Below are 17,226 nucleotides of genomic sequence, written 5' to 3'. Positions count from 1 at the left end.
GCGAACCCGGGGGCGGATCGGGGTGTCTCACCCGGATTCGGGCACGGTTCGGGGGGCGGAATGGTTAGCTGTGCGCCTCCAGACGGCCGGTTGCACGCAGGGAGCCGCCGCAGGAGATCGAGTCGCTGCCGTCCCCGGTGCGCCAGGCCCCGTACAGGGTCTTGACGCGGGCCGGCCACTTCGGGTTGCTCACGTCGTCGCAGTCGACAACCAGTCGCCAGGTGTATGAGGAGCCGCTGTAGCAATTGGCGGAGGCGGTGTCACCGCTGCCGGCGAGGTTGCAGGGCAGCCGGGCGGCGGAGGCGGGGGTCGCGGTGAACAGTCCGGCGGCGACGGCAGCGCCGACGGCGAGTGCCAGGGCGGTCTTGGTACGCAGCACGAGGGGGTCCTTTCGCGGTGGGGGAAGGACCACCACTATGGATCAGCCCACAGCTCCAGGTCTAGACCATTTGCCGCCCCAACTCCCGCCCTTTCAGGCCGCCTTGGACTCCTCCTCGGGTTCGGCGAGTACGGCGAAGGAAGCGCCCTGATTGTCGGCGAGCACCGCGATACGGCCGTAGGGGATGTCGACGGGCGGCGCCTGGACCCGACCGCCGAGGCGGGTGACCGCCGCAGCGGCCTCGTCGCAGTCCTCGACGCAGAAGTAGATGAGGAAGTGGCCCGGCATCTCGGCCGGGAAGGCGTCGGTGAGCACGCTGCGGCCACCGATGGCGGTGTCCTCCCCGGGCTCCGTACCGGCGGGCGACCACGTCCGGAAGTCGATGGGCGCGTCCGGCAGATCCATTCCCTGGAAGCCGAAGATCGACTCGTAGAAGGGGTCGACGCTCTCCTTGTCGCGCGTGTACACCTCGGTCCAGCAGAAGGAGCCGGGCTTGCCCTGCTTCTCGAAGCCGGGCTTGTCGCCGGCCTGCCAGAGCCCGAAGACCGCGCCGCCGGGGTCCGCGGCCTCCACGATCGTGCCGGCGGTGCCGACCGGCTGCGGGTAGGTGATCACCTGGCCGCCGGCCTCCGTGATCTTCCGGCCGAGGGCGGCGGCGTCGCGAGTGGCGAAGTAGACGCCCCAGACGGTGGGCATCCGCCCGTCCCGCTTGGGCGCGAGGCCGGCGACGAGCTTTCCGTCGCTGAAGGCGTTGACGTACCCGCCGCCCCCCTCGTCGAAGGTCCAGCCGAACAGCTCGCCGTAGAAGCGCTTGCCCGCCTCGACATCGGGGAGCGCTGCGTCCACCCAGCAGGGCATGCCCTCCGTGAATGCGGCCATGGACCCGATTCCTTCCCTCGTCACGGGATGTGGTGCCCGTCACACTCAAGCTAATGGCGCATCACGCGTGCCGCAGGGAATCAAATCGAACAAATTGCTCAATTGTCAGGATCCGGAGCCCGGGGTCCACGATCCGGGGCCGGGGTCTTGTTTCGTTGAGTTATGCACAGAAGTTTTCCACAGGCTGTTGATAAGACTATTGAGGCACCCCATTTGCACTCGGCCGAATCGCGCGCCGATCACCCCTCGGTAAGCTGACGGCATGACAGGACAAGTACGCACCGTCGACGGCCGAGTGGCCGGACGACGCGGCCAGGCGACGCGGCAGAAGCTGCTCGACTGCCTCAGCGAGATGCTCAGCTCCTCGCCGTACCGGGACGTCAAAGTCATCGACGTGGCCCGGAAGGCGGGCACTTCACCCGCGACCTTCTACCAGTACTTCCCGGACGTCGAGGGCGCGGTCCTCGAGATCGCCGAGGAAATGGCCAAGGAGGGCGCGGGGTTGACCGAACTGGTCGCCGGCCGCTCCTGGGTCGGCAAGGCGGCCTGGCAGACCTCGGAGGAGCTGGTGGAGGGCTTCCTCGACTTCTGGCGCCGCCACGACGCGATCCTGCGGGTGGTCGACCTCGGCGCGGCGGAGGGCGACAAGCGGTTCTACAAGATCCGCATGAAGATCCTGAACTCCGTCACCAACTCCCTTACGGACGCGGTGAAGGAACTCCAGTCGAAGGGCAAGGTCGACAAGGACGTCAGCCCGGCGGCGATCGCGGGCTCGCTCGTGGCGATGCTGGCGGCGGTGGCGTCGCATCAGAAGGGGTTCACGGCCTGGGGTGTGAAACAGGCGGAACTGAAGCCGAATCTGGCGCTGTTGGTGCATTTGGGCATCACGGGCAGGAAGCCGACGAAGTAGGCGCGGCGGCGTCGCGTCACCCCAGGTCCTGTCACGCCGACGCGGCGCCCGCACCGGCCGAACACCCTACGAACGCCTCCGACAGAGGCCGGAACCCACGGTCACAGGCCTCCGTCAGCCGCCCACCTGGCGGCGCGACAGGCGGAAGACGCGGATCTCTCTCTCCACCCGGGACTGGTACGTCGCGTACGGCGGCCAGAACGTCAGCGCCGCCCGCCACGCCCTCTCCCTCTCCTCACCCTCCAGCAGGCGTGCCCGCACCAGGACGTCCTTGCCCCTCCAACTCACCTCCGCCTCCGGGTGTTCGATCAGGTTCGCCGTCCACGCCGGATGGCCCTCGCGGCCGAAGTTGGAGCCGATCAGGATCCAGTCGCCCGACTCCTCCGGCATGCACGCCAGCGGGGTGACTCTGGGCAGGCCGCTCTTCGCGCCGCGGGCCGTGAGGACGACTCCCGGCAGCATCTGCGCGCTCAGCAGCACTTTGCCCCGCGTCAGCCGGTGGACGGCACGGTCCAGCGCCGGGACGAAGTGAGGCGCGATCCTCGCGAAGGCGCGGGTCGACGAGACCTTCTGGACCAGGCGCACACCGCGCGCCATCAGACCGCCACCGCCTCGGGCCCCGGCGCCGCCGCGGAACCCGACCCCGACGCGGCCCCCGGCGCCGCTCCCGACCCCGCCCCCGGCGCCGTTCCCGACCCCGCCCCCGACGGCGCTCCCGACGGCGGGACGAAGAGTCCGGCCCGTTCGGCCGCACGGGTGCGCAGCCTGTGCACCGGGCCGAAGAGCAGCTCGTCCGCCGCCGCCCGTTTGAAGTACAGATGCGCCTCGTGTTCCCAGGTGAAGCCGATGCCGCCGTGCAGCTGCACCGCCTCGCCCGCGACCACCCGCAGCGTTTCCAGGCCCTGCGCCAGCGCCAGGCCCCCCTCCCCCGGGTCCCAGGCCGCGTAGTACGCCGCCGAGCGGGCCGCCTGGACCCGCACATAGAGATCGGCCAGCCGGTGCTTGACCGCCTGGAAGGAGCCGATCGCGCGGCCGAACTGCTCGCGCGCCCGGACGTACTCCAGCGTGCGGTCCAGCGCACACGACGCCGCGCCGACCGCTTCCGCCGCAAGCAGCGTCGCCGCCCGGACCCCGGTCGCCGCCAGCGCCCCCGGCACATCCGCCGCGTCGTCCGCGTCATCCGCGTCGTCCGCGCCCAGCAACTCCGCCGCGCAGTCCCGCAGTTCCACCCGGGCCTGCGGCCGTGTCTCGTCCAGCGCGGTCTGCCGGGTCCGCGAAAGCCCCGCCGCATCCGCCCGGACCAGGAAGAGGAGCGTACGGCTACGGGCGAAGCCGCCCGTATGGGCCGCGACGAGCAGCAGCCCCGCGCTGTGGCCGTCCAGGACCTGGCAGGCCTCCCCGTACAGCAGCCGGCCGCCTCCATCACCCGGCCGTGCCTGGACGCCGCCGGCCCGGCCACCGCCCGCCCACTCCCCCGACGCGTTGTCGCCGCTCAGTCCGAGCGCCGCCGCGAGGCTGCCGCCCGGCACGGCGAGTGCGCAGGTCAGCGAGCCGTCCGCGATGCGCGGGAGCAGCTCGTCGCGCTGCGCCGGCGTGCCGAGCGCGGCGATCAGCGGCGCCGCCAGCCCCGCCGTGGCGAGCAGTGGCGAGGGCAGCAGTGCCCGCCCGGTCTCCTCACAGGCGAGTGCGAGCTCCGTGAGACCGCAGCCCACGCCTCCGTACGACTCCGGCAGCGCCAGCCCCGGCAGGCCCAGCTGCGCGGACAGCTGCGTCCACAGCTCCGCGTCGTATCCGGCGGCCGTGCGCACGGCGGCCTTGACCTCGTCCGGGCCCGACCGTTTGGTCAGCAGCTCGCGCAGGGTGCGGCGGATCTCGTCCTGCTCCGCGGTGAAGGCGCTGTCCATGGGATCCCCTCCGTATCTGACGGGCCGTCATGTTAGAGCGGACGGATACAGATGCACAGAGGCGTGCGCCCATCGAGGGGCACGCCTCCCGGTATCTGATGTACCGTCAGATTCATGCCTTCAACTCCGCGCACCCCGCGCAAGGTCGCCATCGTCGGCATATCCCTCTCGGACTGCGGACGCGTCGACGGCCCCACGCCGTACACCCTGCACGCCCAGGCAGCCCGCCGCGCACTCGCCGACTCCGGCCTCGAGCGCTCCGTCATCGACGGCTTCGGCTCGGCCGGCCTCGGCACCCTCGCCCCGGTCGAGGTCGCCGAGTATCTGGGCCTGCGGCCGAGGTGGGTGGATTCGACCGCCGTGGGCGGGGCCACCTGGGAGGTCATGGCGGCCCACGCCGCCGACGCGATCGCGGCCGGTCACGCCAATGCCGTACTCCTCGTCTACGGATCGACCGCCCGCGCCGACATCAGGGCGGGGCGGCGCACCTCCAACCTCTCCTTCGGCGGCCGCGGGCCGCTGCAGTTCGAGGTCCCTTACGGGCACACGCTCATCTCCAAGTACGCGATGGCCGCCCGCCGCCATATGCACGAGTACGGCACGACCCTGGAGCAGCTCGCGTCGGTGGCGGTCCAGGCGCGGGCGAACGCCGCCGCCAATCCGGACGCGATGTTCCGGGAGCCGATCACCGTCGACGAGGTGCTCGACGGGCCGTTGATCGCGGACCCGTTCACCAAACTGCACTGCTGCATCCGCAGCGACGGCGGCTGCGCGGTGCTGCTCGCGGCCGAGGAGTACGTACCGGACACCGCGAAGGACCCGGTGTGGATCCTCGGCACCGGGGAGTACGTCTCGCACACCACCATGTCGGAGTGGGAGGACTTCACCGTCTCCCCGGCGGCGATCTCGGGCCGCCTCGCCTTCGAGCGCGCGGGCGTCTCCCCTGCCGACATGGATATCGCCGAGATCTATGACGCCTTCACCTATATGACTCTGGTGACCCTCGAGGACCTGGGCTTCTGCGCCAAGGGCGAGGGCGGCCCGTTCGTCGAAAAAGGGCGGCTGACGCGGGACGGCGAGCTGCCGGTCAACACCGACGGCGGCGGTCTCTCCGCCTGCCATCCGGGGATGCGCGGACTGTTCCTGCTGGTCGAGGCGGTGCGGCAGCTGCGCGGCGAGGCGGGCGGCCACCAGGTGCGCAAGGCGGACGGCGGGCCGCCGCGACTGGCGGTCGCCTCCGGTACGGGTGGCTGGTTCTGCTCCTCGGGGACGGTGGTGCTGGGCAGGGACTGAAGAATCTATACAACCGTCATAGACAAACGTATGGGACGCTCGTACAGTCGGGTCATCGGCAAGCGCGAACGCGCGCCGACGCTCACCACTCGACACAGGAGTCCCGATGACGAAGCGCTCCGGCACCAGCGGCAAGCTCGCCAACAAGACGGTTCTGATCTCCGGCGCCTCGATCGCGGGCCCGGCCCTCGCTCTCTGGCTGCACCGCTACGGATTCACGCCGACCGTCGTCGAGCGCGCACCGGAGCTCCGCCCCGGCGGCTACAAGGTCGACCTGCGCGGCGTCTCCATCGACGTCTGCGAGCGGATGGGCATCCTCGACGACGTACGCCGCGCCTCCACCGATATGCGGGGCGGCTCGTACGTCGACAACGCCGGCGCCACCATCGCCGAGATGCCGGCCGACTTCTTCGGCGGCCGGGTGGACGGCGACGACGAGGTCATGCGCGGCGACCTCGCGCGGATCCTCCACGAGCGCACCCGCGACGACATCGAGTACATCTTCGGCGACTCCATCGCCACGCTCACCGAGGACGCGGACGGCGTCGACGTCACCTTCGAGCAGGGCGAGCCGCGCCGCTTCGATCTGGTGGTGGGCGCGGACGGGCTGCACTCGCACACCCGTCGGCTGGCCTTCGGCGACGAAAAGCAGTTCAAGCGGCACCTGGGCGCGTACATCTCCATCTTCACCGCACCCAACGACCTGGACCTGGACCGCTGGGAGACGTACCACGCGCTGCCCAACAAGCTGGTGTGCGCCTACAGTTCGGGCGGCGAGAGCACCGCCAAGAACATGTTCGTCTTCGGCGCGCCGGAACTCTCCTACGACTACCGGGACATGGCACAGCAGAAGAAGATCCTCGACGACGTCTTCACGGGCGACGGCTGGGAAATCCCGAAGATGCTGGACAACGCCGCGGCCGCCGACGACTTCTACTTCGACTCCATCAGCCTGATCGAGATGGACAGTTGGTCGAAGGGGCGCATCGTGCTGCTGGGGGACGCGGCCCACTGCGCCTCCCCGGCCTCGGGCCAGGGCACCGGCCTCGCCCTGATCGGCGCGTACATCCTGGCGGGCGAACTGGCTGCGGCGAACGGCGACCACTCGGTGGCGTACGAGCGCTACGAGAGCCTGATGCGGCCCGGCGTCGAGGTGAACCAGAAGTTCGCGGAGGGCTTCGCCAAGGAGATGACGGTCTCCTCCAAGGGCAAGATCCGGCTGCGGATGGCGCTGGTGCGGATGCTGCCGTACATGCCCTGGAAGAACCTGATCGCGAAGAAGATCACCGAGGATGTGCAGAAGGCGGCCTTCGCCGTCCCGGTCAAGGACCACAAGGAGTACAGCGTGTACGAGGGCTGACGCCGACCGCTACTCGTCGGGCGGGAGCAGCCGCTCGACCAGGGCTGTGATGAGATCACCCGCCTGCTCCTCGGGGAAGACGTCGGGCAGCGTGAGGCGCTCCACCACCAGCCAGTTGGCCGCCAGATAGATCATCCTGACCGCGTCGGCGTCTCCGGGCAGGCCGGAGGCCAGATGGTTGGCGACATTCGCCTCGACGTCCTCGCTGACGCGTGCGGTGAGCACGGCGCGCAGCTCGGGGCGGCGGGTGGCTTCCAGCCGCAGTTCGAGGAGAGCGAGGTAGCCCGTGCTGTACGCCGAGACGCGCTCCACCACTTCGCGCACCAGCTCCGCGGTCCGCGCGCGGGTGGCCGGGCCGGTGAACATGGCCTCCATCGTGGCGTCGTCCGGGCGCAGGCACTCATAGATCCGCCCCCCGGCCTGGGTGAGCAGGTCGTCGCGGTTGGCGAAGTAGTTGGACGCGGTGCCCTTGGGGACGTCCGCCTCGGCGTCGACGGCCCGGAAGGTGAGGCCGCGGGCGCCCTCGCGGGCGAGCACTTCGATGGCCGCGTCCACCAGCGCCGCGCGCCGGGCCAGGTTCTGCCTCATCTGCGTCCTCTCGATCACCCCCGACCGATACCACTCCGAGTGTAGTACTTTGCCCTTATGGACAACGATCGGCAGGAAACCTTCCGTGAGCTGCTGCACGCACAGCGGGTCTGGGACACCACACTGCCCGCGTTCGACCCGGCTTCCGCGCCCCTCGCCCCACTGCCGCTCTTCCACCGTTGGTTCGCCGAGGCCGTGGCAGCGGGCCAGACCGAGCCGCACACCATGACCCTGGCCACCGTGGACGAGCAGGGGCGTCCCGACGTACGCACCCTGATGCTGCACGGCGCCGACGAGCGCGGCTGGCACTTCGCCTCGCACGCCACCAGCGCGAAGGGCCGGCAGCTCGCCGCGCACCCGGAGGCCGCGCTGGGCTTCTACTGGGCGGCGCAGGGCCGCCAGATCCGGATCCGGGGCCGCGTGACGGCGGGCGCCTCCGCGGAGGGCCAGGCCGATCTGCACGCCCGCTCGACGGGTGCGCTGGCCGCCGCTCTCACCGGGCGGCAGAGCGAAGTCCTCGGCTCGCAGGACGAGTTGGCGGCGGCGTCACAGGCGGCGTGGGAGCGGGCCGGGGCCGAGCCGGACGCGCCCGTGCCGACCTGGACGCTGTATGTGCTCCAGCCGTACGAGGTGGAGTTCTTCCAGGGCGACGAGCGGCGGCGGCACGTACGGCTGCGCTACCGCCACGAGGAGAGCGGCTGGGCGAGGGAGCTGCTCTGGCCGTGATCAGCGCCTCCGGGCCGGACGGAAGACGGGCACCGCCACCTCACCGTCCTCCCGGCGGAAGGTGACCTCCAGCTCCATGCCGATGCTCAGCCCGCCCTGCGGGCACGCCACGACCTCGGTCATCATCCGCGGGCCTTCGGCGAGATCGACGACCGCGGCGGTGTACGGGACGCGGTCACCGAAGGGCGGCAGGTCATTGCGGTGCACAACAGACCAGGTGTAGAGCGTGGCGCGGCCGCTCGCGCCCTCCCACCCGACGTCCTCGCTCCAGCAGTGCGGGCAGAACTCGCGCGGATAGTGGTGCGCCTTCGCGCAGGCGCGGCAGCGACGGATCAGCAGCCGGCCATCGGCTGCGGCGTCCCAGAAGGGGCGGGTGAAGTCGTCGACTTCAGGCGTCGCGGTCATCAGAAAAGTCCGATCGCACTGTCCAGGGACCAGGTCTGCCATGCCATGGCGAAGAGGGCGACGAACGATATGAGCGCCATCATGCCGTTCTGACCCTGTTCCGCCCAGTCATGGATCATCAGGACCAGATAGAGCAGATTGAGAAGGAGCCCGCCGAGGAGGGCGACCGGCGTCAGAAAGCCGACGATCAGACCGAGGCCCAGGGCGAGTTCGGCGTAGACAACGACGTACGCCATGACCTTGGGGCGGGGCTGGACCACCTTGTTGAAGCCGTTCTTCACCCACGGCCACTGGTGCTTGCCCGCGACGTCCGCCGCCCAGGCGATGCCGGTGCCGCGCTCGAACCAGTCCTTCTTGTCCTTGTGGCGCCAGCTCTCCAGCCACCACAGGCCGAGACCGATGCGGAGGACGGCGAGCCATTCGGCACCGGTGAGCCAGATGGTCTCCATCCGGGTCCCCTCTCTCTTCGCGACTTCATTTCTGACGACACGTCAGTTCAGCGGATGCCACGGCGTGTGCGCAAGAGGTGTGCGGGCGTGATCAATTCGCAACCGATTCCCGTCTTGACTGAGACCCATCATGTAATCGCGCGATTACGCTCACGGTTCATGGCCGCCGAAAAGGACATTGACCTCACGAACGACCGGCCCGTCTATGTCATCGGCGGCGGCCCGGGCGGTCTCGCGGCTGCCGCCGCGCTGCGGGAGCAGGGCATACGGGCCGTGGTGCTCGAGAAGTCGGAATCCGTCGGCGCCTCCTGGCGCCGCCACTACGACCGGCTGCATCTGCACACGACCCGGCGGCTGTCGGCACTGCCCGGTCTGGCGATGCCACGGTCGTTCGGGCGCTGGGTCTCCCGCGACGACGTGATCCGCTACCTGGAGAATTACGCGGAGTTCCACGAGCTGGAGATCGTGACCGGGGTCGAGGTCTCCCGGATCGAGCCCTCCGGTCCCGACTGGGTGCTGCACGCGACAGGCGGCCGGGAGCTGACCGGGCGGGCGGTCGTGGTGGCCACCGGCTACAACCACACCCCCCGGCTGCCCGACTGGCCGGGCCGCGATGCGTACACCGGCGAACTGCTGCACGCGGGCGAGTACCGCAACGCCGCCCCGTACGCGGGCAAGGACGTACTGGTCGTCGGCGTCGGCAACACCGGCGCCGAGATAGCCGTCGACCTGGTGGAGGGCGGCGCCGCCCGGGTCCGCCTCGCCGTGCGGACGACCCCGCACATCGTGCGCCGCTCGACGGCGGGCTGGCCGGCCCAGCGGACCGGCATCCTGGTCCGTCGGCTGCCGGTCCGCCTGGTGGACCGGGCGGGCGAGATCATGTGCAAGGTCTCCGTCCCCGACCTCACGGAACAGGGGCTGCCGCGCCCGGACACGGGCCTGTACTCCCGCGTGAAGCAGGGCGCGATCCCGATCCAGGACGTGGGCCTGATCGACGCGGTACGGGCCGGCAAGGTCGAGCCGGTCGCGGCGCTGGATTCCTTCGAGGACAGCAAGGCGGTCCTGGCGGACGGCACCCGGATCTCCCCGGACACGGTGATCGCGGCAACGGGCTACCGCCGGGCGCTGGAGGGTCTGGTCGGCCATCTCGGCGTCCTGGACGAGCGGGGCAAACCGGTGACACACGGCGGCCGCGCGGCGGCGCAGGCGCCGGGGCTGTACTTCACGGGGTTCACGAACCCGATCAGCGGGATGTTCCGCGAGATGGCGCTCGACGCGCGCAAGATCGCCAAGTCGCTGGCGAGGTAGCCGGGCGCCAGGAACCCACCGCCCTGACTCCTGGCGGCTCCTGGCGACGCCGGCCGGCCGTCCGAGAGTTCGCCCACCGCACTCGCACTCGCACTCGCAAGGAGCTCGTCGCAGCTCGGCTCGCCGCTCGACAGGCATACGGGAGCCCGGCTGGCCGAAACACTCCCCCACGGCGAAGGCCGTGGGATAGCGGGATCACTCACGTGGGTACGGGTGGGACAGCGGCCCATCGTGAGCGGCCGACGCCATCCCTGAGAACTGCGCGCGCGGTCCTGCGAATCTGCAATCCCCTGTCGTCACCAGGCTTTGCCCGCAGGACTGTTCCTGACGCGTCGTCAGGTCTGTAATCTGACTATGCGTCAGTTGCCTAGGCCAACAAGCAGGAGCGGGGCTCAGCGATGCTTGGATCTACTCACGGCACCCTCACCTCCGACCTCCGTGCCCGAGTGGTGGCCTGTGGGGAGCACCCCCGCAATGCCGTCCACGACACAGCTTCGGCCACCGCGGCCGACGGCGATCTGGACGTCAGCGGGCGGCCGCTGTACGCACCCGTGCCCGATCTGGACCGGTTCTTCCGGCCCGCCTCCGTCGCCGTCGTCGGGGCGTCCGACAGCGAGGGGCGGCCCAATGCCGGGATCACCCGGCAGCTGATCGGCTGGGCCGAGCGCGTCGGGGCGCGGCTCCATCCGGTGCATCCCACCCGGGAGACCGTCTTCGGGCTGAGCTGTGTCCCTTCCGTCAGCGACCTGCCCGAGCAGGTCGATCTCGCCGTGCTTCTGGTCGCCGACCCGCTGCCGGTGATCGGGGAACTCGCTGAGGCCAAGGTGAAGTTCGCGGTGGCCTTCGCCTCCGGGTATGCCGAGACCGGCGAGGAGGGGGCGGCCGCGCAGAGGCGGCTGGCGGCCGCCGTCGAGCGGTCGGGGCTGCGGCTGCTCGGGCCGAACACCAATCTCAACGCCTTCGAGAAGTTCCGCGACGACCTCGACGGACCTGCGATCGCGCTGATCACCCAGTCCGGGCACCAGGGTCGGCCCGTCTTCAGCATGCAGGAGCTGGGCGTACGGCTCTCCCACTGGGCGCCGACCGGCAACGAGGCCGACCTGGAGACCGCCGACTTCATCTCGTACTTCGCCGAGCGCCCCGAGGTCGGGGCCATCGCCTGTTACGTGGAGGGGCTCAAGGACGGGCGGTCCTTCCTGCTCGCCGCCGACCGGGCCGCGCGGCGCGGGGTGCCGGTCGTCGCGGTCAAGGTCGGGCGTACCGAGGCCGGCGCGCGGATGGCCGCCTCGCACACCGGCAAGCTGACAGGCGCGGACCAGGTGGTGGACGCGGCGATGCGGCAGTTCGGCGTGGTCCGGGTGGACGGGCTCGACGAACTTCAGGACACCTCAGCCCTGTTGGCGCGGGCGCGCAGGCCCGTGGCCGAAGGGGTCGTCGTCTATTCGATCTCGGGCGGCACCGGCGCGCACTTCTCGGACCTCGCGACAGCGGCCGGGCTGAAACTGCCGCAGCTCTGCGAGGCCAAGCAGGCCGAGCTGCACGAGTGGATACCGGAGTATCTGAGTGTGGCCAACCCGGTCGACAACGGCGGGCACCCCGTGGGCGACTGGCGCGGACGCAAGATCATCGACGCGATCCTGGCCGACCCCGATGTCGGTGTGCTGATCTGCCCGATCACCGGCCCCTTCCCGCCGATGAGCGACAAACTGGCGCAGGACCTGGTGGACGCGGCGGAGGACACCGACAAGCTGGTCTGCGTGGTGTGGGGATCGCCCGTGGGCACGGAGGCGGCGTACCGCGAGACACTGCTGGGATCCTCGCGGGTCGCCACCTTCCGTACGTTCGCCAACTGCATCACCGCCGTGCGCGCCTATCTGGACCACCACCGCTTCAGGGCCGGCTACCGCTCGCCCTTCGACGAGGCGCCGCGCACCCCTTCGCCCTCCTTCCGCAAGGCGCAGGCACTGATGCGCCCGGGCAAGCAGCTGAGCGAGCACGCGGCCAAGCAGCTCCTTCGGGCGTACGGGATCAGGGTGCCGCGCGAGCAGCTGGTGACCAGCGCGGCGGCGGCGGTGCGGGCGGCGGGCCTGGTCGGCTACCCGGTCGTCATGAAGGCGTCCGGCACACAGCTCGCCCACAAGAGCGAACTCGGCCTGGTCAAGGTCGGGCTGACCTCGGCCAGCCAGATCCGCGACGCCTACCGCGATCTGACGGACATCGCCCGCTACGAGGACGTCGGCCTGGACGGGATCCTGGTCTGCCAGATGGTCGAGCGAGGCGTCGAGATGGTCGTGGGGGTCACCCAGGACGCCCTCTTCGGCCCGACGGTGACCGTGGGCCTCGGCGGGGTGCTGGTGGAGGTCCTGCACGACGCGGCCGTACGCGTACCTCCCTTCGGCGAGGACCAGGCTCGCGCGATGCTCGGCGAACTGCGCGGCCGCGCACTGCTGGACGGCGTACGGGGCGGCCCGCCGGTGGATGTGGACGCGCTGGTGGAGGTCGTGCTGCGGGTCCAGCGGATGGCGCTGGAGCTGGGCGACGAACTGTCGGAGCTGGACATCAACCCCCTGATGGTGCTGCCGCGCGGGCAGGGCGCGGTGGCGCTGGACGCGCTGGCCGTCTGCCGGTGACGTCGACCGTACGAATCGGAGCTGCTCCCCCATGACTTCCTCCCCCGAAGAATCCACTGAGTCATTGATACTGCACAGCACTGACAACGCGGTCTCGTGGATCACCCTCAACCGCCCCGAGGCCATGAACGCGGTCACCTGGGACCAGCGGGAACGGATCATCGCGCTGCTGGCGGCCGCCTCCGCCGACCCCGGGGTCCGGGCCGTCGTCATCACCGCCACCGGCAAGGGGTTCTGCGCGGGCGCGGATCTGCGCGGGACTCCGCCGACCGCTCGGGAGCGGATCCCCGGGGACGTGGCGCGGACGATCCGGCTCGGCGCGCAGCGCCTGATCGGGGCCGTACTCGACTGCGAGAAGCCCGTGATCGCCGCCGTCAACGGCACCGCCGCCGGCATCGGCGCGCATCTCGCCTTCGCCTGCGATCTCGTACTGGCCGCGGAACCGGCCAGGTTCATCGAGGTGTTCGTACGGCGGGGGCTCGTCCCGGACGGCGGCGGTGCGTATCTGCTGCCCCGGCTGATCGGGCCGCAGCGTGCGAAGGAGCTGATGTTCTTCGGCGACGCGCTCCCGGCCGCGGAGGCCGAGCGGATCGGACTCGTCAACCGGGTCGTACCGGCGGAGGAGTTGGAGAAGACCGCTCGCGAGTGGGCGGAGCGGCTGGCGGCGGGGCCGACGAGGGCGCTCGCGCTGACCAAGCAGCTGGTGAACGTCTCGCTCGACGCCGACCGGGCGTCGGCCTTCGCCGCCGAGGCCGCCGCGCAGGAGATCAACATGACGACGCACGACGCGAATGAGGGCGTGGCGAGCTTCGTGGAGCGCCGCACGCCTCAGTACCGCGGGCTGTAGAGCGGGTTCCTCGAATTCCCGGGCTACGCGCCCTGCCCAAAGCCGAGTTGGGCACAGAGTTGTTGCATAACTGACATGCCCCCGCCATGCTGTACCCGCGAGTAGATCTACTCGTGTAGATCGCTCCGTGCCACCGCTCTCACGCTCCATCCGAATGCGACCCAGAATCCCCCACTCGCTTCAGGAGGACCCCTTGAGCAGTAGACGCGCACGGCCCAAACTCCTTGCCGGCGCCCTCATTTCCGTCACCTGCCTGGCCACCGTCCAGCTTGCCGCGTTTCCCGCGGCAGGCGCCCAGGCCGACACCGCGGCGGCCGACCGGGCGACCGCCTCGGCCCCGTCGTCCCGCGCGGCAACGTCGGCCGCGGTCAGCCGCATCGAGGACCGTACCGCCCGGGCTTTCGCCGTTTCGCTCGCCGACGCGGGTTGGCGCTCCCAGGTGCGGGACGCTGCCGTGACCGATGAGCAATTGGATCTGCGCGCCCTGACCGGCCGGGCAGCCGCGGCGCAGGCCGGCAAGCGCCTCGCATCCTCGCTGGTCTCGGCCGATCGGCAGATCGTCGCCGCCAAGGGCCTCGGCGCGGACACCGGCTCCCTGCTGCGCCTGCGCCTGGGCGCGGACTCGATGCGCAAGGGCCTCGAGGCGGGCGCCGCCCCGCTCGTCGCCGCCGCCTCGGCCGACGACCACGCCAAGACGATTACCGCGTACGACAGCCGTGGTGCCGCCCACACGCTGGACGCGCGCAAGGCGCCCGACCGGCCCGTCTATGTGCTCGACATCGACGAGTCCAAGGCCCTTGCGGCGGGCATGAAGGTCATGCGCCAGGAGCTCGGCAAGCACGGCCTGAACGTGCCGCAGGCGAGCACCGCCGGCGCGGGCTTCTGGACCACACGCATCACCGGCGTGGAGCTCTCGGACGACGAGGAGCCCTGGATCAAGGGCGACGCCGAGATCTACTCGCTCGTGACCGGCTTCGGGCTGGACGGCAAGGTGCGCGTCGACCCGGTCGAGATGCCCTATCTGGACAACGACGGAGTCGCCTACCACCCCAACCAGATCCTGGTGAACTGGTCCAACTACAAGTACAACCTCGCCGACGCCGTGATGATGGAGGAGGACGGCAGCACCAACTACCGCGACCTCGCCAAGGCCATCGCCGGCATCCTGCTCACCATCGCCGACCAGGGCACCTACATCCCCCTGGTGAACGCGGTCCTGGACGCCATTCCCGACGACTGGTGGACCGACGACCCGGACTACGTCGACTCCTGGTACACCCTGGCCAAGAACGACACCGGCCGCCGCGCCGGCGCCCGCGCGAATGGCTGGATGACCCTCGAGCCGTACTGCGTCCAGGGGTTCTGAGACCTCGCCCGACCCTCCGCTCGCAGCCTTGGCTCTGCGGCGCTTGCCGTGACGGCCCCTGTGGCCGGGCTGATTGCCCGGCCACAGGGGCCGATGGCGCCCCGGCTCAACAGCTCACCCATCGCCTGAGCTCTGAGCGCGGGTCGCGCGGACACCCCTTCCCATCTGACGAACCGTCAGGTTCAATGGGGGTGTGATGGGACACGCAGGGATGGCGGCCACCGCCGTCCGATACCTCAGGTCGGTCGGGGCCCCCACGGCCACCGAGCCGTTCGACGCCTTGCCGCGCCCGGACCTGCGGGCCGTCGGCGACGACGAGCGGCTGCCCGTCGACGCGGCCGAATTCCGCCGCGTACTGGGGCACTTCGCGACCGGCGTCACCGTCATCACGGCGTACGACGAGGACGGACCTGCCGGTTTCGCCTGCCAGTCCTTCGCCTCCCTGTCGCTCGACCCGCCGCTGGTCGCCTTCATGGTCGCCCGTACGTCCACGACCTGGCCGCGCATCGCCCGCGCCGGGGCCTACTGCGTCAACGTCCTCGGTGCGCACCAGGGCGAGCTGTGCCGGGGCTTCGCGGTGAGCGGCGCGGACAAGTTCGCCGGGGTCACGCACACCGGAGCGCCGGTGACCGGGGCGCCGCTCCTGGAGGGCGTACCGGCCTGGATCGACTGCACGATCCAGACCGTGCACGCCGGCGGCGACCATCTGATCGTCGTGGGCCGGGTGGCGGCGCTGGGCGCGACGGCCGGGAACGCGGACGACGAGGGCGCGCCGCTGCTTTTCCACCGGGGGAGGTTCGGGCGCTTCAGCGCGTGACCGTGTCGGCCGCGGTCGTCGGCTTCGCCGGCGACACAGATGACACGGGTGACACGGGTGACAGCTTCGGCAGCGGCTTGCGCCGGATCACCAGCGCCATCAGCGCCGCCGCCGCGCACAGCGCCCCCGACGCGTACCAGACCACGTCGTACGAGCCGAAGGTGTCCCGCGCCAGGCCGCCCGCGAAGGCTACGATCGCCGCGCCCACCTGGTGTGAGGCCAGCACCCAGCCGAAGACGATCGCGCTGTCGTCGCCGTAGTGCTCGCGGCACAGGGCGATCGTCGGCGGGACCGTCGCCACCCAGTCCAGGCCGTAGAAGACGATGAAGAAGATCATCGGCGGGTGGACTGACGGGGCCAGCAGCATCGGCAGGAAGAGCAGGCTGATGCCGCGCAGCGCGTAGTAGACGGCCAGCAGCCGCCGCGCCTCGAAGCGGTCGGTGAACCAGCCCGAGGCGATCGTGCCGGCGACATCGAAGACGCCGATCACCGCGAGCAGCGAAGCGGCCGCCGTGATCGGCATGCCGTGGTCGTGGGCGGCGGGCACGAAGTGGGTCTTGACCAGGCCGTTCGTCGAGGCGCCGCAGATCGCGAAGGTGCCTGCCAGCAGCCAGAACGGGCCGGTGCGGGCCGCCCGGAACAGGACGGTGACCGCGCGGCGGGCCGCGCCGGGGACCGGGTCGGGCTTCGGCGTGAAGCCCTCGGCGCCGTACGCCGCGATGCCCACGTCCGCCGGGTGGTCCCGCAGCAGCAGCCAGACGAACGGGACCACGGCGAGAGCCGAGAGCGCGACCGTGATCGAGGCCGGGCGCCAGCCGTGGTTCTCGACCAGCCAGGAGAGGAGTGGCAGGAAGACGAGCTGGCCGGAGGCGCCGGCCGCGGTGAGGATGCCGGTGACCAGTCCGCGCCGCTGCACGAACCACCGGTTGGTGACCGTCGCGGCGAAGGCCAGCGCCATCGAGCCGCTGCCCAGGCCGACCAGAATGCCCCAGTACATCACCAGTTGCCATGACGTCGTCATAAAGACGGTCAGTCCGGATCCGACCGCGATGACCGTCAGCGCGACCGCGACCACCCGGCGGATGCCGAAGCGGTCCATCAGCGCCGCGGCGAACGGCGCGGTGAGCCCGTACAGCGCCAGATTCACCGAGACCGCGAAGCCGATCGTGCCGCGCGACCAGTGGAACTCCTCGTGCAGCGGTTCGATCAGCAGGCCCGGCAGCGAGGCGAAGGCGGCGGCACCGACGATCGTCACAAAGGTGACGACAGCGACGAACCACGCGCGGTGGATACGGGGAGGACGACGAAGGGGCTGCGGGCCGCCGTGCGGCGCGGTTGTCTGGGTCACGTCACCCAGCATCCGGG

17 protein-coding genes are annotated in these 17,226 nt (G+C 70.7%); 9 read left to right on the top strand and 8 right to left on the bottom strand.

Annotated features, from left to right (window positions below):
• Positions 1 to 64: 64 nt before the first annotated feature.
• Both ACFWDI_RS00880 and ACFWDI_RS00875 read right to left on the bottom strand, forming a co-directional pair.
• Positions 65 to 379, bottom strand: coding sequence for a hypothetical protein (locus ACFWDI_RS00880; protein ID WP_385300530.1), 315 nt, complete (start codon positions 377 to 379; stop codon positions 65 to 67).
• A gap of 93 nt (positions 380 to 472) precedes the next feature.
• Positions 473 to 1,258 carry a VOC family protein gene (locus ACFWDI_RS00875; RefSeq protein ID WP_385300528.1) on the bottom strand — a complete coding sequence of 262 codons (786 nt, stop codon included), beginning with the start codon at positions 1,256 to 1,258 and terminating at the stop codon, positions 473 to 475.
• Positions 1,259 to 1,520: 262 nt separating this feature from the next.
• Between ACFWDI_RS00875 and ACFWDI_RS00870 the strand changes: the two genes are divergently transcribed.
• Positions 1,521 to 2,168: a TetR family transcriptional regulator gene (locus ACFWDI_RS00870; protein ID WP_385300527.1), complete on the top strand. Its 648-nt coding sequence runs from the start codon at positions 1,521 to 1,523 to the stop codon at positions 2,166 to 2,168.
• Positions 2,169 to 2,282: 114 nt separating this feature from the next.
• Here the strand turns inward: ACFWDI_RS00870 and ACFWDI_RS00865 are convergent, their stop codons facing one another.
• On the bottom strand, positions 2,283 to 2,765 hold the full coding sequence (locus tag ACFWDI_RS00865; RefSeq protein ID WP_385300525.1) for a nitroreductase family deazaflavin-dependent oxidoreductase: 483 nt from the start codon (positions 2,763 to 2,765) through the stop codon (positions 2,283 to 2,285).
• Positions 2,765 to 4,072 (bottom strand): acyl-CoA dehydrogenase family protein, encoded by a 1,308-nt coding sequence (locus tag ACFWDI_RS00860; protein WP_385300524.1) that lies wholly within the window; start codon positions 4,070 to 4,072, stop codon positions 2,765 to 2,767. The genes ACFWDI_RS00865 and ACFWDI_RS00860 overlap by 1 nt, the downstream gene beginning before the upstream one ends.
• 114 nt (positions 4,073 to 4,186) lie before the next feature.
• Here ACFWDI_RS00860 and ACFWDI_RS00855 point away from each other — a divergent pair, with 114 nt between their 5' ends.
• Positions 4,187 to 5,365 (top strand): acetyl-CoA acetyltransferase, encoded by a 1,179-nt coding sequence (locus ACFWDI_RS00855; protein ID WP_385300523.1) that lies wholly within the window; start codon positions 4,187 to 4,189, stop codon positions 5,363 to 5,365.
• Positions 5,366 to 5,471: 106 nt separating this feature from the next.
• Complete coding sequence (locus ACFWDI_RS00850) at positions 5,472 to 6,725, top strand: FAD-dependent monooxygenase (protein WP_385300522.1); 1,254 nt, start codon at positions 5,472 to 5,474, stop codon at positions 6,723 to 6,725.
• Positions 6,726 to 6,734: 9 nt separating this feature from the next.
• Here ACFWDI_RS00850 and ACFWDI_RS00845 read toward each other — a convergent pair whose 3' ends face one another.
• The gene (locus tag ACFWDI_RS00845) at positions 6,735 to 7,313 is read right to left on the bottom strand and encodes a TetR family transcriptional regulator (protein WP_327324314.1); all 579 of its coding nucleotides are present in this window, start codon (positions 7,311 to 7,313) and stop codon (positions 6,735 to 6,737) included.
• Positions 7,314 to 7,370: 57 nt separating this feature from the next.
• Between ACFWDI_RS00845 and ACFWDI_RS00840 the strand changes: the two genes are divergently transcribed.
• Positions 7,371 to 8,039: a pyridoxal 5'-phosphate synthase gene (locus tag ACFWDI_RS00840; RefSeq protein WP_385300521.1), complete on the top strand. Its 669-nt coding sequence runs from the start codon at positions 7,371 to 7,373 to the stop codon at positions 8,037 to 8,039.
• On the opposite strand, the gene ACFWDI_RS00835 is transcribed toward ACFWDI_RS00840, so the two are convergent.
• Both ACFWDI_RS00835 and ACFWDI_RS00830 read right to left on the bottom strand, forming a co-directional pair.
• Positions 8,040 to 8,444, bottom strand: coding sequence for a Zn-ribbon domain-containing OB-fold protein (locus ACFWDI_RS00835; protein ID WP_385300519.1), 405 nt, complete (start codon positions 8,442 to 8,444; stop codon positions 8,040 to 8,042).
• The gene (locus ACFWDI_RS00830; RefSeq protein WP_385300518.1) at positions 8,444 to 8,893 is read right to left on the bottom strand and encodes a DoxX family membrane protein; all 450 of its coding nucleotides are present in this window, start codon (positions 8,891 to 8,893) and stop codon (positions 8,444 to 8,446) included. The genes ACFWDI_RS00835 and ACFWDI_RS00830 overlap by 1 nt, the downstream gene beginning before the upstream one ends.
• Positions 8,894 to 9,052: 159 nt before the next feature.
• Between ACFWDI_RS00830 and ACFWDI_RS00825 the strand changes: the two genes are divergently transcribed.
• The 5 genes from ACFWDI_RS00825 (at position 9,053) to ACFWDI_RS00805 (ending at position 15,861) form a co-directional block, all read left to right on the top strand.
• Positions 9,053 to 10,201, top strand: a complete 1,149-nt coding sequence (locus tag ACFWDI_RS00825) for a flavin-containing monooxygenase (protein ID WP_385300517.1) — start codon at positions 9,053 to 9,055, stop codon at positions 10,199 to 10,201.
• Between the two features lie 398 nt (positions 10,202 to 10,599).
• Positions 10,600 to 12,831 carry an acetate--CoA ligase family protein gene (locus ACFWDI_RS00820; protein WP_385300516.1) on the top strand — a complete coding sequence of 744 codons (2,232 nt, stop codon included), beginning with the start codon at positions 10,600 to 10,602 and terminating at the stop codon, positions 12,829 to 12,831.
• A gap of 31 nt (positions 12,832 to 12,862) precedes the next feature.
• Complete coding sequence (locus tag ACFWDI_RS00815; RefSeq protein WP_385300515.1) at positions 12,863 to 13,678, top strand: enoyl-CoA hydratase/isomerase family protein; 816 nt, start codon at positions 12,863 to 12,865, stop codon at positions 13,676 to 13,678.
• A gap of 193 nt (positions 13,679 to 13,871) precedes the next feature.
• Positions 13,872 to 15,044 carry a DUF3103 family protein gene (locus ACFWDI_RS00810; protein ID WP_385300514.1) on the top strand — a complete coding sequence of 391 codons (1,173 nt, stop codon included), beginning with the start codon at positions 13,872 to 13,874 and terminating at the stop codon, positions 15,042 to 15,044.
• A gap of 211 nt (positions 15,045 to 15,255) precedes the next feature.
• Positions 15,256 to 15,861: a flavin reductase family protein gene (locus ACFWDI_RS00805; RefSeq protein WP_385300830.1), complete on the top strand. Its 606-nt coding sequence runs from the start codon at positions 15,256 to 15,258 to the stop codon at positions 15,859 to 15,861.
• On the opposite strand, the gene ACFWDI_RS00800 is transcribed toward ACFWDI_RS00805, so the two are convergent.
• On the bottom strand, positions 15,851 to 17,221 hold the full coding sequence (locus tag ACFWDI_RS00800) for an MFS transporter (RefSeq protein WP_385300829.1): 1,371 nt from the start codon (positions 17,219 to 17,221) through the stop codon (positions 15,851 to 15,853). The two genes, ACFWDI_RS00805 and ACFWDI_RS00800, sit on opposite strands and share 11 nt — an antisense overlap.
• Positions 17,222 to 17,226 lie beyond the last annotated feature (5 nt).

Origin of the sequence: Streptomyces sp. NPDC060064 (assembly GCF_042736455.1) — a bacterium.
GTDB lineage: Bacteria > Actinomycetota > Actinomycetes > Streptomycetales > Streptomycetaceae > Streptomyces.
This window is presented reverse-complemented; position numbering and strand designations above follow the sequence as displayed.